This window comes from Bacillus gaemokensis (assembly GCF_001590835.1).
Lineage (GTDB): Bacteria > Bacillota > Bacilli > Bacillales > Bacillaceae_G > Bacillus_A > Bacillus_A gaemokensis.
In genome coordinates this window covers 137,314-151,603 of the sequence record NZ_LTAQ01000034.1, presented here as the reverse complement: position 1 = coordinate 151,603, position 14,290 = coordinate 137,314, and the positions used below count along the sequence as shown (strand labels likewise).

The window sequence follows — 14,290 nt, the reverse complement described above, 5'->3', positions numbered from 1 at the left end:
TGAGCAGAGAGGAGGATGCATAGCATATTGTGAAAAAGAGATAAACAATAAAGAACGTGCTATGCAAAATAAAGATATGAAGGGACGATTAAGGCCAGGAGATACGGTAGCAATCGGTTTGATGCTATTTGCGCTATTTTTAGGAGCAGGAAATTTAATTTTCCCACCGGTTTTAGGTCAACAAGCAGGAGAGAATGTTTGGATTGCCACAATTGGATTCCTTGTAACAGGAGTCGGACTCCCCCTATTAGCTGTAACTGCTGTAGCTTTTGTAGAAGGGGACCTGAAAGCGTTATCCTCTAGAGTACACCCTATATTTGCATTTGTTTTCCCACTAATTAGTTATTTAGCAATTGGACCATTCTTTGCGATTCCACGTACAGGAGCAGTTTCATTTGAAATGGGAATGAAGCCGTTTTTATCGGAAGCGATGGTTTCAGAGTGGTACATGCTGTTTCTTTACACAGCGGTTTTCTTTGGTATAACTTGGTACTTATCATTAAATCCATCAAAACTAGTTGATTGGTTTGGAAAGTTTCTTACTCCGTTATTAGTATTAATTGTTGCTGTAATTGTTGGAAAAGCAATTATTGATCCAATTGGAGCACCAGCTACGCCGTTAGATGCATATAAAGATAATGCATTCTTCGGTGGGTTTATCCAAGGTTATTTAACAATGGATGCCATTAGTGCACTTGTATTTGGAATAGTTGTTGTACAAGTCATTCGTTCAAAAGGCATAAAAGAGAGCGGGCAAATTGCAAAAACAACAATTGTATCAGGAATTATTGCTGTGTTAGGTTTAACGTTAATTTATTTATCACTTGCGTATCTTGGTTCGACAAGTACATCACTTGGTGTTTCTGATAATGGAGGTCTTATTTTAACGAAAGTTGTAAATGAGTTATATGGAACGAGCGGTAAAGTCTTATTAGGTCTTGTTATTACACTTGCTTGTTTAACAACTTCAGTTGGACTAACTTCTGCATGTGCAGGATTCTTTACAAACCTGGTTCCAAAACTTTCACATAAAACAATTGTAACAATGGTATGTGTGTTTAGTTTAATTGTATCAAATTTAGGTTTAACACAGCTTATTGCGGTAACATTACCCGTGTTAATGATTATTTATCCAGTTGCAATTGTTCTAATTGTACTGTCATATTTCCATAAGTGGATTGGACAACGTAACACAGTGTATATTGGTGCAATTTTAGGTGCATTATTAGTTAGTCTATTTAATGGCTTAGAAAGTGCAAATATAAAGATTGATGTAATCTCAAATGTATTAGAAATGCTTCCATTATATAAAGAAGGAATTGGTTGGTTATTACCATCATGTATTGGTGGAATTCTCGGTTTCTTCTTCTATAAATCAAATGAATCAAGTGAGTTACAAAAGAAAGGTGCTTAAGCATCTTTCTTTTTTTAAAAGGAAATTTGTATGTTTTGTCTAAATGATAGTTGGGAGGCATGATAAAATGGCTAATTTTGAAGATTTTTTACAACTGGATTTACGAATTGGGACGATAAGAAAAGCGGAGGAATTTAAAGAAGCGCGTGTACCAGCGATTAAGCTAGAAGTTGATTTTGGGGAACTTGGTATAAAACAATCAAGTGCTCAAATTACTAAGCGATATACACCAGAGGAGTTAATTGGTAAACAAGTTGTTGCTGTTGTGAACTTCCCGCCAAAGCGTGTTGCAGGGTTTAAATCAGAGGTACTTGTGTTAGGGGGAGTCCCGGAGCAGGGGGATGTAATTTTGCTGCAACCTGATATTGAGGTACCGAATGGAACGCCAATTAGTTAACATGTAGGGGGGGGAAGTGTGGATATTGGAAACGAATATTTACAATGCGTAATTTCAAACTTTAAGATGATTCAGAAGCAAGGAGAGCGGACGCTTTCGCAATTGTCATATGAACAAATATGTTGGGCACCTCATGAAGAGTCGAACAGTATTGCAATTATAATCAAACATTTACACGGTAATATGCGTTCAAGATGGACAGATTTTTTAACGACAGATGGTGAAAAGTTGGACCGGAACCGTGATACCGAGTTTGAAGGAAGATATACTTCAAAAGAAGAAGTGTTAGTAGTATGGCAGGAAGGCTGGGGATATGTTTTTCAAACACTAGCTACCTTGACCTCACAACATCTTTTACAGAAAGTATACATTCGAGGGGAAGCACATAGTGTTATACAAGCAATTGAAAGACAGATTGCTCACTATGCTTTACATATTGGACAAATCATTTATATTGGCAAAATGTTAAAAGAAAAAGATTGGGAATGTTTGAGTATTCCAAAAGGACAGTCTAATCGTTATCTCTCTAAATGACGTTCAATCATATAGTAAGAAATAAAACGATATAGAGATGGGGCTAAAAAGACAATCCAAATAATTGATTGCTCCGTTACAATTAAAATAATTCCTGTAGCGAGAGTGTACCAAATGAAATATACTCCAAATAGCGTATTAATCGGAATAAAGCGAGAAGGAAAGAAGAGCCTACTAAAACAAGATGTGTGAAATAAGTAAATGCGAATGTAAAGTATGGCTGTAATAAGATTTTGCTTTCTTGCAATTCTTTTTTTGCATATATGACATATAAAAGGCGGCTTCATCTCTACACCTCATTTCATAATAATCATCAGGTTCTTCTTATATTTGCTACTAGTTTATATAAAAGAAAGTATAAGGCATATATACCTACATAAGCGCCAGTGATGAGAAACAGTGGGTTTAATAAAATACCATGTATGGTTGTCATATATACTAAACCATGTACCAACACATCATATATGTTTAATGCGATTACAGTACCAAGTATATACAAAGAGCAGTATGCACAAATGTCTAAAAAGACACGGAATTTAGGGTGTGTTGCAAATACTAGAAAAACACATGATAGAACGATGGGAAGTAAACCTATGATAAGCTTCAATTCATTTCACCTCTATGACAATATAGCCGAAAAGTAGGCGGTCTATTCTCTATAGCTTGTACATAAGTTGGAACAGAGAGGGTGATGTTATGAATCGAGGCTTCTTTTATGTGAAACTAACAAGTGTACGTAAGTTGATTTTGTTTATTATTATTACGATGTTAGCGACTTTTTTTCTTATTAGTATGATGGTAACTTCAATGAAAGAAACAAAGTCTGCGTATTTATATAATTGGTTAAATGAGTTATCAATGAATGGATATATGTACGTGATTGGAAAGGAAAATCATTATTTTACACAAGAATATCGGAATTTAAACCAAGACTTTTCGATTTCATCATTTCTATTTTCACTGGCAACGAATATCCGTTTTGATGATGTACGCAGTTTTGTTGGGAAAGAGCTTCCGGGTTTTGGAAAGTATGATACAGAAATCGTCATTGCTGGTGAAGGGACTGACTATTCTAATTTGCCAATAGAATCGAGTGTTCCGCTTGAAGAAGTGGTAAAAGAACGGACAGGAGAAACAGGACAAGTTCCGAAAAATGATACAAATAAAGACACGAAACAACCAGCTAAAACAACAGGAACAAGACAAGTTGCCTTTATTTATCATTCACATAGCTGGGAATCGTATTTGCCACTATTAAATTTAACAAATGATCCAGATCCGAATAAAGCAACAAGTTCTGTAACGAATATTTCTATACTTGGAGAACGTTTCCGTGAACAGTTAGCAAGTGAAGGTATAGGGGCAGTAAATGATAAAACAGATGTCGGGAAAAAGCTAATTAGTAAGGGCTTAAATAGTAATAGTTCTTATAAAATGTCTCGAGAAATTGTGCAGGAAGCAATGGCTAGTGATAAAGAATTACAATATTTTTTTGATTTGCACCGCGATAGTGCTCGTAAAAACATTACAACAAAAACCATTGGAGATAAATCCTATGCAAAGCTTGCCTTTGTAATTGGAAAGGGAAATAAAAATTATGCAAAAAACTTACAATTAGCAACTGCGTTACATGAAACGATTAATAAAAAATATCCTGGAGTAAGCCGAGGGGTTATTCAAAAAGGGTTTCAAACAGGGAATGGTGTTTATAATCAAGATTTATCAGGACAAGCGATTTTAATTGAAGTTGGAGGTGTAGATAATACATCTGAAGAATTAAATCTTTCAATTGATGCACTCGCCAAGGCATTTGGCGAATATTTTTGGCAAGCTGAGAAGGTGAATGGATGAACGTAAGTGAGACACTTACGTTTTTTTTATTTAAAAAAAGAAAAAATGGGAGCCGGCTTTCTATTGCTACAATTTTTCTTCATTATATTAATATCGAAATTTGTCTATTTCTCCTAGGAGAAATAGACAGGGATTTTATAAAAGGATAGAGAAAATCTCTTTATAAAGAAAATTTTTATATTAAGAAATTGATAGGGTGATAGGGATGATTCGAGAAATTCAAGCAGAGGATGCAGCAGCATTTTTGCAATTAGGAAAACAATTAGATGAAGAAACGACTTTTATGCTATTAGAACCAGGTGAAAGAGATACAACGGTAGAGCAACAAGCGAAAATGATTCAACGCTTTATAGAAAATAATAACTCTATCATATTTGTAGCTAGTGATGGAGCAGAATTAGTAGGATTTATTTTAGCTAATGGTGGTAATGTGCAAAGAAATAAGCATACAGCAGCAATTGTGATTGGCATTTTGCAAGAATATAGTGGCAAAGGGATTGGAACGGCGCTGTTTAAAGAAATAGAAAAGTGGGCAAGATTACATGATGTATGGCATTTGGAATTAACTGTAATGGCCCATAATACAAGAGCACAGGCACTATATAAAAAGGAAGGGTTTGCACAAGAAGGTGTCAAAAAAGCTTCTCTTATTTTCGATGGAAAGGATGTCGATGAGTATTATATGGCCAAATTATTAAAATAAGAGGTCGTTTTATGAAAAAAAGATGGGCACTACTGAGTGTCGTAGCATTTGCAATTATTGTTGGAGTAGCAGGGATAAATTATAAACTGTATAAAGATAAGAAGGCGCAAGAAGTAAATGTCAGTGTAGCATTTCCAAAAGAGCAAGAAACCATTGCTAAAACAGAAGGAGATATTGCGGTTGTGAATAATCCTGATTCTATACTTGTACTTGTAAATAAAAGTAGACGGTTACCGGATCGTTATAAGCCACAAGATTTAGTCATTCCGAAAGTGCGTTATTCAAGTGAAGGCGATCAGGAGAAGAAGAAGATGCGGAAAGAAGCAGCACAGGCGCTTGAGAAAATGTTTCAGCAAGGAGATCAGGAGCGTATTTTTCTCTTTGCAGTCTCTGGATTCAGGTCTTTTGATCGACAAAAAGCGTTAAATACAATGTATAAAATCCAAGATGGAGAAGCGAAAACAGCGATGTCTAGTGCGGTTCCAGGAACGAGTGAGCATCAAACAGGACTCGCAATGGATATTACATCGCAATCTGCTAAATTTCAATTAGAGTCTGTTTTTGGAGATACAAAGCAAGGGAAATGGCTTGCTCAAAATGCACATAAGTTTGGTTTTGTTATTCGGTACACAGAAGAGAAAGAGGCCATTACCGGTTATCGGTATGAGCCGTGGCACGTACGATATGTAGGAAATCCGCAAGCGACATATCTATATGAAAATCAACTTACCTTAGAGGAAGCAATGAAGTAATGAATTGAGGGGAGACGGTCCAGATGACGATGTTATATAAGAAAAAGGTATATGCATATATTACAAGGGAAAAAGAGGGAGTTATGCAATTGCTTGTTTTTACACATCGTGATATGCCAGAAGCTGGTATACAAGTTCCGGGCGGCACAGTTGATGAAGGAGAAAAATTAGAAATGGCAGTACTGCGTGAAGTGCTGGAAGAGTCAGGACTGCGTCATTTGTGCATAGAACGTTTCATTGATGACTATATCATCTATGTGAAAGAAAAACAGGAATATCAAAAACGCCACTTCTTCCATATTTCTTTACTAACAGACGTTAAGGATACATGGGAACATACAGTAAGTGCGGGACAGGAAGATCAAGGTTTGGCATTTTGTTATGAATGGATTGATATAGCAAAGTGTCCTGCATTAGCAGGAAAACAGGATGAATTTGTACATTTGCTAGAAGAAATGTATGTGAAATAAAAGCGAGTTTGAAAATATGAAAAATACATGTAATTTCTAAAACGTTTTAGACGGAATCTTATTCGTTTAAGGCGTTTTTTATTTCACTTGAAATGGAAGGTTTTTTGAAATGTGGGCTGGATATAGCTCAAGAGGTGGACAAGTCATTAATCCATACGGCTCAGGTGATGATGATCTCTTTGTTGGGGGCTCGAGTACAGGATCGACAGTAGCAGTTGCTGCAAACTTTACTGTTGTATCTGTTGGCACAGAAACAGATGCACCTATTTTAAGTCCGGCATAAGCCTACTGTTGGTTTAATTAGTCGAAGAGGGATTCTGCCTTTCACATATTCCCAAGATACAGCGGGGCCATTTGCAAGAACAGTAACTGACGCAGCAATTCTATTGGGAAATTTAACTGGGGTAGATCAGCTTGATCCTGCGACTTATAAAAGCGAAGGAAGAGTTCAACAAGATTATACGATGTATTTAGAATCTAATGGCTTAAGAGGTGCAAAGATTGGAGTGTTCAACAAAGCACCTGAAGATTATTACGAATCTGGAGAGTATGATGAAGAATTATTTCAGAATGTTATACAAACACTTCGTAATGAAGGAGTGACAGTAGTAGAAGAGATAGACATCCCATCTTTTCATAGAGAGTGGACCTGGAGAGTCTCGTCGTATGAATTAAAACATAGCTTAGATAATTATCTTTCTAAGTTACCTTCAAATATTCCAGTGCATTCTATCTCTGAATTAATTGCATTTAATAAAAGCATAGAAGAAAAAGCATTAAAATATGGACAAAGCAGGTTGGAATTTGGAAAAGATTTTCCTAATACGTTAAGAAACCCTGAGTATTTGAATGCAAGATTAGAAGATTTATATTTTTCACAGGAGCAAGGAATTGATTTTGCCTTGAAAAAATATGATCTTGACGCCATTTTTTTTCCTTCCTATATAGGATCGACAATCTGTGCGAAAGCTGGATATCCTTCAATAGCGGTACCGGCTGGATATATGAAAAGCGGAAGACCGTTTGGAACCACTTTGGCAAGTAATGCATTTAGCGAAGGGACTTTAATCAAGCTTGCATATGCTTTTGAGCAAGCTACAAAGTATAGAAGAATCCCGAATTTATCGTGAAAATAGTATGAAAAAGATAGAAGGGACTCTATCTTTTTTGTATGTTGTAAAGTTTCATATTCATATGCTTAAAAACAGCAGAATCAAAGAGAAATATCTTTTTCTTGCTGCTTCGTATGTTTTAGTAAAATAAAAGATAAACAAGCAGAACATAAAATAAGAAAAGCAGCGATGATATAAATAGTGCGAACATCGAACGTATCGGCGATGATCCCGACACCTAACATAGAAAGTCCTGAAACTGTTGAAGTAAGTGTACCGTGAGCTGTATACATTTTGGATAATAGAGATGGTGGTACGCTTGATTGTAAAACAGTTGTTTGGGAAATATCCCGGATTTGATAAGCAGGACCCATTAAAACGCAAAGAAACAATGCAATAAATCCGTTGCTTGTTATGCCATATAAGAAAGTGAACACGCTAAATAGGAGAGAGCCTAAAGCCATTGAACGTATTAAGTTATTTTGAATATATGTACTCATTCGCCATGCTAACAAACCGCCAAGTAATGTTCCGATATAATAACTTGTATTAATATAACCCCACCATTCTTCTCCTTTATGGAGAGCGGTTGTTACGTATGCCATCGTAATGCCGCCAATCCATATCGTTCCAGCAAATGTTTCAATTAAGTCCATATATGTAACTGCGCGTAAGGAGGGATGTTGGAATAACAGTTTCCAACCTTCTAGTAATGCAGCTGATTTCTCTGCTGATTTCTCTGCTGCTTGTTCAGTTTGTATAGAACGCAAAGAAACATATAGTGTAATACATCCAAAAATCATTAATATGTTGTTGATCATAAGTGTAGAAGTAGCGCCAATAAGCAGAACAACTATACTTGTAAATGAATAAGCAGCTGCTTGAACAATTTGTGTTGAAAAGGAAAAAACACTATTTACTTTTACTAATTTTTCTTGTGGTGTTAGACGTGGAAGAACAGCGTATAATAAAGGCGAACTCCAGCCCCCACATAATGAAATAAGAATAATGAAAGTTAAAAGGGCTGTAACGCTTGATGATAGAAAAGGAAATAGTACGGTCAAAAGAATGAATAGGAAAGCTTTAACCCACTGTAGTGTGACAAGTAATGAATAAGACGGAAAGCGGTTCATTAGAAGTGGGGCTGATGCACTTGCAATGAGATTTGCAATAACTTGTAATAAAGGAAAAAGGGCAGTAATGGTAGCTGATTTTGTTGTCACATAAATATGAGTAGTAAGGATCATCACGTAAACAACATTGGCGAGAGTAATACACATTTTTGAAAACCAATAAAAGGGCAACGAGTGTTGGCTCAATATGGAGACCTCCTTTCAATAATGATTTTCTCTTTAAAATTATTATAGTTTGAAAGTTTTATTTTTTAAAGATTTTTATTTTTTGTCACTTTTATAAAGGGATTTTCATGTATAATAAAGAATATACAAATATACTATTTTAATAATACTCATTATAACAGTGAATATGTATAGTAGCTTCTGTTGAACCGCCTCGTATTAATCAAGAGGACGTGATAAACAATTCTTTTTTTCATATACATATAGAAAATAAAAAGAAAGTGAGGGTTGCATATGGCTGGATGGGTAATTTGGTTTATCATAGCTGGTATTCTATTTATTGCAGAAATGTTATCAATTACTTTTTACATGTTGTGGCTTGGAATTGGAGCTGTTGTCGGAGGTCTTATTGCACTATTCGCTCCAGAAGCGCTATTTTTACAAGTTGCTGTAGGAGCAATTGTGAGTTTGACATTAACTTTTTTCACGAAAAGAATCTCCAAAAATTTTCGTGAGGCAAAAGGATTTACTGATACTGTAGATAAATTAGTTGGTAAAAAAGGGATCGTCATGCAAGCGATTACATCTGAAGAGAATGGAATTGTGAAAGTGGATGGAGATACTTGGACTGCTAGTTCAGATGTTCCTATTTCAGTTGGAGAAAAGGTCATTGTTATAAAGAGAAGTAGCACTGTTTTACATGTGAAAAGGGAGAGTGAATAAAAATGGTAGCATTGACATTAACGATTATTTTCGCATTAATTGTTGTTGTATTTGTAGCGTTAACAATTAAAATTGTTTCACAACAAAAGGTAGGGGTTGTTGAGAGGTTTGGTAAATTCCAGCGTATCATGCATCCGGGATTGAATATTTTAATCCCAATTGTAGACCGCATTCGTGTATACCATGATTTACGTATTCAACAAACAAATGTACCACCACAAAAAGTAATTACGAAAGATAATGTACAAGTAGAAATTGATACAATTATTTTCTACCAAATTGTTGAACCAGAACTAGCGACATATGGTATTTCTAACTATGAATATGGTGTACGTAATATTACATCTGCAACAATGCGTCAAATTATCGGTAAGATGGAACTGGATGAAACATTATCAGGGCGTGAAAAAATCTCAACAGAAATTCGTTTAGCGCTTGATGAAGCAACAGAAAAATGGGGCGTTCGTATTGAACGTGTTGAAGTTGTTGATATTAATCCGCCAAAAGATGTGCAAGCATCGATGGAAAAACAAATGAAGGCAGAACGTAACAAACGTGCCATCATTCTAGAAGCAGAAGCTGCAAAACAAGATAAAGTCCTTCGTGCTGAAGGGGAAAAACAAAGTAAAATTTTGATGGCTGAAGGGGATAAAGAAGCGCGTATTCGCGAAGCGGAAGGTATACGTGAGGCGAAAGAACTAGAAGCGCAAGGGGAAGCAAGAGCGATTGAAGAAATTGCAAAAGCGGAACAAAATCGAATTGAATTATTACGTGCAGCGGACTTAGATGAACGCGTTCTTGCTTATAAATCATTCGAGTCATTAGCTGAAGTAGCAAAAGGACCAGCAAATAAAGTCTTCATTCCATCTAATGCAATCGAAACACTTGGTACACTTGGTGCAATTGGTGAAATTTTCAAAGAAAAACAAGCGAAGAAATTGCCTTCTTCTGATACACCAAAAGAACAATAACAACGAGAAAGAGAAATGGGCTGCCATTTCTCTTTTTGTGGTTTAGGGGGGATTATATGAAGCAGGCTTTAAAAATAATGAAAATTTGTATGGCGGTAGTATTTGTTTTGATTTGGTACTGGATGATGAAAGATATCATTTTCAATACATATTTAAATTATTCTGTTTGGTTACATTGGTTATATATCATTTGTTTTTCGCTAAGCTCTATCCATGCATATAAATCAAATAAAAAAGTATTTGCACTACTATTTTGTTTAGCTGTTGTATTAAATGGAACAAGCTTATTAAAAATGTATATTGCATAGAGCCTGTACATACCCATGTATAAAGAGGGTGATACATTGAAAAAGTATGCAACTCGTATATATGGAAAGAAATTGCTGTTTTTAATCTTCTCCTATGCATTTGTAATAGTAGTAACGGCGTCTATTGTGACCTCGCTTTTACATACAATGAAATCTTATTATGCGAATCAGTGGTTTGGGAAAGTTTCGATGCAAGGTTTTGTTCAAATGTTGGAGAGTGAAAATCGCTACTTTGCATCTGATTACTTTAAAACAAATAAAAGAGAATCAGTTGGGAATTTATTGTTTTCTATCGCCACGGATCTTAAAATACAAGATTTAAGAACGTTTGTTGGAAAAGAAGTACCGGGAATGTCAAAGTACTATTCTAATATTATCGTAGCTGGAGAAGGTACTGATTACACGAATATTCCGAACGAATCAAGTGTACCAATTGAAGAGGTAACGAAAGAACGGGAAGTAGCGAAGGATAAAGTCACAGAAGCTGAGAAAAAGAATCCAGTACAAAAGAATAACGGAAATGTAAAAGGTGAAAGTGCGGTATATATTTATCACACACATAGCTGGGAATCTTTCTATCCGTTGTTACCTGGAGCGGAAAATCCATCAAGTCCTGATGTAAATGTCTCGCTGTTAGGGGAGCGTTTAAAAGAGCAATTGGAAGGTCAGGGAATACCAGTTCTACATGACAAAACAAATATGGGGGATTTATTAGCGAATAAGAAATGGAAATGGTATCAAGCTTATACAGCATCTCATGGGTATGTGAAAGAAGCGTTATCACAAAATAAAAACGTTATGTTTCCGATCGATATTCACAGAGATGATCAGCCGAAGAATGTGACGACAAAAGTGATTAATGGTAAATCTTATGCTCGGCTATACTTTATAATAGGGATGGAAAATGCAGGGCGTTCTAATAATGAGAAGATTGCAAGAGCGATAAATTCCTATTTAGATGAAAACTATTATGGATTAAGTAGAGGGATTTTCCCGAAATATAAAAAGGATGGAAATGGAGTTTATAATCAAGATTTATCAAAAAATGCAATGCTCATTGAGGTTGGTGGTGTTGATAATACGTTGGAGGAGTTATATAACACAATTGATGTGTTGACGGAGGCTTTTAGTAAATATTATTGGGATGCAGAGAAAGTAAATGGGTGATGCGAAAGGGACAGGGAACTGTTCCTTTTTTACGTCCCTTAAAAAATTACCTAGGATTTCATAATGTGAAATAAGTACATTATGAAATCCTAGTAAATGCTTTATACTGATTTAAAATTCAGTTAATTGTAAAGGGGGATAACAAGAGTTTTTAAACTTATATGTATAGTAATATTAAAAACGTGTATATTGGAGGGGGAAAAATGGCAATTCGAACAGGGGCTCAGTATATTGAAGGGTTAAAAGAAAGAAATCCTGAAATTTGGATTGGCGGGAGAAGAGTAACGGATGTTGTAAATGAAGATGTTTTTCGGGAACCGATTTTACAAATTGCAAAATTATATGATATGCAGCACGACCCTAAGTATCAGGACAAGATTACCCACATATGTGAAGAGACAGGGGAACGTGTTTCGAATGCATTTTTAGTGCCGAAAAATTATGAGGATTTAAAAGCGCGCCGTGAATTGTTTGAAATATGGGCAAAAGCTACATTTGGTTTAATGGGGAGAACACCAGACTTTTTAAATGTTACAGTCACTTCAATGGCGAGCAATGCTTGGTTTTTTGAAAAGTTTGATTCCTCATGGGGAACGAATATAAAAAATTATTATAAACATATACGTGATCAAGATTTATTTTTAACACATGCAATTATTAATCCGCAAAATGACCGAAGTAAAGCCTCCCATCAGCAAGAAGATGAAACAATGCATTTAGGCGTGGTGAACGAAACAGAAGAAGGAATGTATGTGAGCGGGGCGAAGATGCTAGCGACACTTGCACCAATTACAGATGAGGTAATCATTTATTCTTATCCGAGCTTTAAACCAGGTGATGAGCGTCATGCAATCTCATTTGCAGTTCCAATTGATGCGCCAGGATTAAGAATTCTTTGTCGTGAGCCAATGCAAGATGGAAAACGCTCCTTGTTTGATCATCCACTTGCATCAAGGTTTGAAGAAATGGATGCATTACTTGTTTTTCATAATGTGTTCATCCCATGGAATAAAGTGTTTATTTATCAAAGTGTAGAGGCAGGGAATCAGCTATATCCTAAAACAGGAATTGGTCATCAGCCAGCACATCAATCTGGAGTAAGAGGACTAGTGAAACTTTCTTTTGCAGCTGAAGTGGCTATAAAGTTAGCAGATTCAATTGGAGTAGATGGCTTTTTAAATGTACAAAATCAGTTAGCAGAATTAATGCAAGATGTAGAAACGATTCGTGCACTCTTGCAAGTAGCTGAATATGAACATGAAATGAATGCATATGGTGAAGCTGTACCAGCAAGATTACCGCTTGATACAATACGTAGCTTATTACCTAAAATGTATCCACGAGCTATTGAAATTATTCAAACAATTGGTGCTGGTGGACTTCTTATGTCACCGACAGGTGCTGATTTTATGAATCCGGAGATTCAAGATGATATGCATAAATATTATATTGGTCGTGAAGGAGTATCTTCTGAAGAGCGTGTTCGCTTGTTTAAATTAGCCTGGGATTTATGTGGTGAAGCATTTGGACAACGTTTATTACAATATGAGCGCTATTACTCTGGAGATCCAGTTCGGAAAATGGGGATGTTTTATAATGCGTATAAAAAGCAACAATCTCTATCGCTTGTGAACAATGCTTTACGAACAAGTTCGTCTGAAAGTGCATTAAGTTAACAACGAAAATGGTTGCGCTTACATTTTTGTTAGAAGAGGAAGGAGAGGTAAATAGATAACAAGAATTTTACTGTTAGGATGTAAATCTTCTTATATGTTTTAGCTATATATGAATCTGAAAATATGTAACTGGAATAGGGGAGGTAAGTTATTTTGATCGCATCTATCAGTAAGATTTGTAAAATTCTAAATTGTTTTACGAGTGGTGAGCCGGTCCTAGGAAATTCTGAAATTGCAGCAAAATTAAATATGAATCCGAGTACAGTTCACCATCTTGTTCGTACATTATGTGAAGAAGGAATGTTAATTCGTGATGAACAGAGAAAATATCGTCTAGGTTGGAAATTGCTAGAGTGGGGCAATCAAGTGATGTTTCAACAAGAGATTTATAGCGGAGCGATTCCGATCGTTGAAGAACTGGTAAGAAAATTTAATGGGACAGTGCACATTGGTATGTTTGATCGTGGAGACGTTGTATTTATTTTGAAAATTTCATCAAAAGATTCAGTGCAAATTTCAACTCATGTTGGATCAAGAAAGCCAGCATATTGTACAAGTACAGGGAAAGTCCTTCTTTCGTTTAACCCTTCTTCTTTAGAATATACTTCAGAAAATCGGCTTTTGCCCAGGGCACCAAATACGATTACCTGTATGAAACGATTTCAGAAAGAATTACAGACAATTCGTAAGCAAGGTTATTCTATCAGTGATAACGAAAATGAGCATGGATTATATGGAATTGCGGCTCCTATTCGCTCTTATACTGGGAGAACGATTGCTGCTCTTAATATTGTTGGTCCGATATCGTATATGCAAGGAAGCAATCGTCAAGTGATGATTCGAAGTGTGATGAATACGGCAAATTTAATTTCAAAGGAATTTGGCTATTTAGATATTTGATTACGATGGAATGA

General features: G+C 35.7%; 16 protein-coding genes and 1 pseudogene. 14 read left to right on the top strand and 3 right to left on the bottom strand.

Going from position 1 to position 14,290, the window contains the following annotated elements; all coding sequences use genetic code 11:
* Positions 1-76 precede the first annotated feature (76 nt).
* The 3 genes from brnQ4 (at position 77) to AZF08_RS20130 (ending at position 2,345) form a co-directional block, all read left to right on the top strand.
* Entirely contained in the window at positions 77-1,414 is a 1,338-nt protein-coding gene (gene brnQ4 / locus AZF08_RS20140; RefSeq protein WP_407639495.1) for a branched-chain amino acid transport system II carrier protein BrnQ4, read from the top strand.
* A 67-nt stretch (positions 1,415-1,481) separates the two neighbouring features.
* Positions 1,482-1,811: a chaperone CsaA gene (gene csaA / locus AZF08_RS20135; RefSeq protein WP_033673654.1), complete on the top strand. Its 330-nt coding sequence runs from the start codon at positions 1,482-1,484 to the stop codon at positions 1,809-1,811.
* A gap of 66 nt (positions 1,812-1,877) precedes the next feature.
* The gene (locus AZF08_RS20130) at positions 1,878-2,345 is read left to right on the top strand and encodes a DUF1572 family protein (protein WP_407639494.1); all 468 of its coding nucleotides are present in this window, start codon (positions 1,878-1,880) and stop codon (positions 2,343-2,345) included.
* On the opposite strand, the gene AZF08_RS20125 is transcribed toward AZF08_RS20130, so the two are convergent.
* Together AZF08_RS20125 and AZF08_RS20120 are read right to left on the bottom strand one after the other, a co-directional pair.
* Complete coding sequence (locus AZF08_RS20125; RefSeq protein ID WP_033673656.1) at positions 2,330-2,632, bottom strand: hypothetical protein; 303 nt, start codon at positions 2,630-2,632, stop codon at positions 2,330-2,332. The two genes, AZF08_RS20130 and AZF08_RS20125, sit on opposite strands and share 16 nt — an antisense overlap.
* 26 nt (positions 2,633-2,658) lie before the next feature.
* Complete coding sequence (locus tag AZF08_RS20120; protein WP_063177351.1) at positions 2,659-2,952, bottom strand: hypothetical protein; 294 nt, start codon at positions 2,950-2,952, stop codon at positions 2,659-2,661.
* Positions 2,953-3,041: 89 nt separating this feature from the next.
* Here AZF08_RS20120 and AZF08_RS20115 point away from each other — a divergent pair, with 89 nt between their 5' ends.
* From AZF08_RS20115 to AZF08_RS20095, 5 genes and pseudogenes are all read left to right on the top strand, one after another.
* A complete protein-coding gene (locus AZF08_RS20115; protein ID WP_033673657.1) occupies positions 3,042-4,196 on the top strand; it encodes a stage II sporulation protein P in 1,155 nt (384 codons plus the stop codon).
* Positions 4,197-4,401: 205 nt separating this feature from the next.
* Positions 4,402-4,899, top strand: coding sequence for a GNAT family N-acetyltransferase (locus tag AZF08_RS20110; RefSeq protein ID WP_033673658.1), 498 nt, complete (start codon positions 4,402-4,404; stop codon positions 4,897-4,899).
* Positions 4,900-4,910: 11 nt separating this feature from the next.
* Positions 4,911-5,651, top strand: a complete 741-nt coding sequence (locus AZF08_RS20105) for a M15 family metallopeptidase (protein WP_033673659.1) — start codon at positions 4,911-4,913, stop codon at positions 5,649-5,651.
* Between the two features lie 23 nt (positions 5,652-5,674).
* Complete coding sequence (locus AZF08_RS20100) at positions 5,675-6,121, top strand: NUDIX hydrolase (RefSeq protein WP_033673660.1); 447 nt, start codon at positions 5,675-5,677, stop codon at positions 6,119-6,121.
* A 91-nt stretch (positions 6,122-6,212) separates the two neighbouring features.
* Positions 6,213-7,251, top strand: a pseudogene (locus AZF08_RS20095) (amidase family protein); the annotation flags it as partial.
* 83 nt (positions 7,252-7,334) lie between these two features.
* Here AZF08_RS20095 and AZF08_RS20090 read toward each other — a convergent pair.
* Positions 7,335-8,513, bottom strand: a complete 1,179-nt coding sequence (locus AZF08_RS20090) for an MFS transporter (RefSeq protein WP_063177355.1) — start codon at positions 8,511-8,513, stop codon at positions 7,335-7,337.
* Positions 8,514-8,825: 312 nt separating this feature from the next.
* Between AZF08_RS20090 and AZF08_RS20085 the strand changes: the two genes are divergently transcribed.
* The 6 genes from AZF08_RS20085 (at position 8,826) to AZF08_RS20060 (ending at position 14,276) form a co-directional block, all read left to right on the top strand.
* Positions 8,826-9,254, top strand: coding sequence for an NfeD family protein (locus AZF08_RS20085; RefSeq protein WP_033673662.1), 429 nt, complete (start codon positions 8,826-8,828; stop codon positions 9,252-9,254).
* 2 nt (positions 9,255-9,256) lie between these two features.
* Positions 9,257-10,225: an SPFH domain-containing protein gene (locus AZF08_RS20080; RefSeq protein ID WP_033673663.1), complete on the top strand. Its 969-nt coding sequence runs from the start codon at positions 9,257-9,259 to the stop codon at positions 10,223-10,225.
* Between the two features lie 56 nt (positions 10,226-10,281).
* Positions 10,282-10,533, top strand: a complete 252-nt coding sequence (locus AZF08_RS20075; RefSeq protein ID WP_033673664.1) for a hypothetical protein — start codon at positions 10,282-10,284, stop codon at positions 10,531-10,533.
* A 15-nt stretch (positions 10,534-10,548) separates the two neighbouring features.
* Positions 10,549-11,700: a stage II sporulation protein P gene (gene spoIIP, locus AZF08_RS20070; protein WP_063177350.1), complete on the top strand. Its 1,152-nt coding sequence runs from the start codon at positions 10,549-10,551 to the stop codon at positions 11,698-11,700.
* Between the two features lie 203 nt (positions 11,701-11,903).
* Positions 11,904-13,376: a 4-hydroxyphenylacetate 3-hydroxylase family protein gene (locus AZF08_RS20065; RefSeq protein WP_033673781.1), complete on the top strand. Its 1,473-nt coding sequence runs from the start codon at positions 11,904-11,906 to the stop codon at positions 13,374-13,376.
* 153 nt (positions 13,377-13,529) lie between these two features.
* Entirely contained in the window at positions 13,530-14,276 is a 747-nt protein-coding gene (locus AZF08_RS20060; protein WP_033673666.1) for an IclR family transcriptional regulator, read from the top strand.
* Positions 14,277-14,290 lie beyond the last annotated feature (14 nt).

Coding starts and splice junctions, on each gene's coding strand:
- AZF08_RS20090 (WP_063177355.1), bottom strand. CDS start 8,513: ATGTGTATTACTCTCGCCAATGTTGTTTACGTGATGATCCTTACTACT.
- AZF08_RS20105 (WP_033673659.1), top strand. CDS start 4,911: ATGAAAAAAAGATGGGCACTACTGAGTGTCGTAGCATTTGCAATTATT.
- csaA (WP_033673654.1), top strand. CDS start 1,482: ATGGCTAATTTTGAAGATTTTTTACAACTGGATTTACGAATTGGGACG.
- AZF08_RS20100 (WP_033673660.1), top strand. CDS start 5,675: ATGACGATGTTATATAAGAAAAAGGTATATGCATATATTACAAGGGAA.
- spoIIP (WP_063177350.1), top strand. CDS start 10,549: ATGTATAAAGAGGGTGATACATTGAAAAAGTATGCAACTCGTATATAT.
- AZF08_RS20115 (WP_033673657.1), top strand. CDS start 3,042: ATGAATCGAGGCTTCTTTTATGTGAAACTAACAAGTGTACGTAAGTTG.
- AZF08_RS20110 (WP_033673658.1), top strand. CDS start 4,402: ATGATTCGAGAAATTCAAGCAGAGGATGCAGCAGCATTTTTGCAATTA.
- AZF08_RS20085 (WP_033673662.1), top strand. CDS start 8,826: ATGGCTGGATGGGTAATTTGGTTTATCATAGCTGGTATTCTATTTATT.
- brnQ4 (WP_407639495.1), top strand. CDS start 77: ATGAAGGGACGATTAAGGCCAGGAGATACGGTAGCAATCGGTTTGATG.
- AZF08_RS20065 (WP_033673781.1), top strand. CDS start 11,904: ATGGCAATTCGAACAGGGGCTCAGTATATTGAAGGGTTAAAAGAAAGA.
- AZF08_RS20130 (WP_407639494.1), top strand. CDS start 1,878: ATGATTCAGAAGCAAGGAGAGCGGACGCTTTCGCAATTGTCATATGAA.
- AZF08_RS20080 (WP_033673663.1), top strand. CDS start 9,257: ATGGTAGCATTGACATTAACGATTATTTTCGCATTAATTGTTGTTGTA.
- AZF08_RS20125 (WP_033673656.1), bottom strand. CDS start 2,632: ATGAAGCCGCCTTTTATATGTCATATATGCAAAAAAAGAATTGCAAGA.
- AZF08_RS20075 (WP_033673664.1), top strand. CDS start 10,282: ATGAAGCAGGCTTTAAAAATAATGAAAATTTGTATGGCGGTAGTATTT.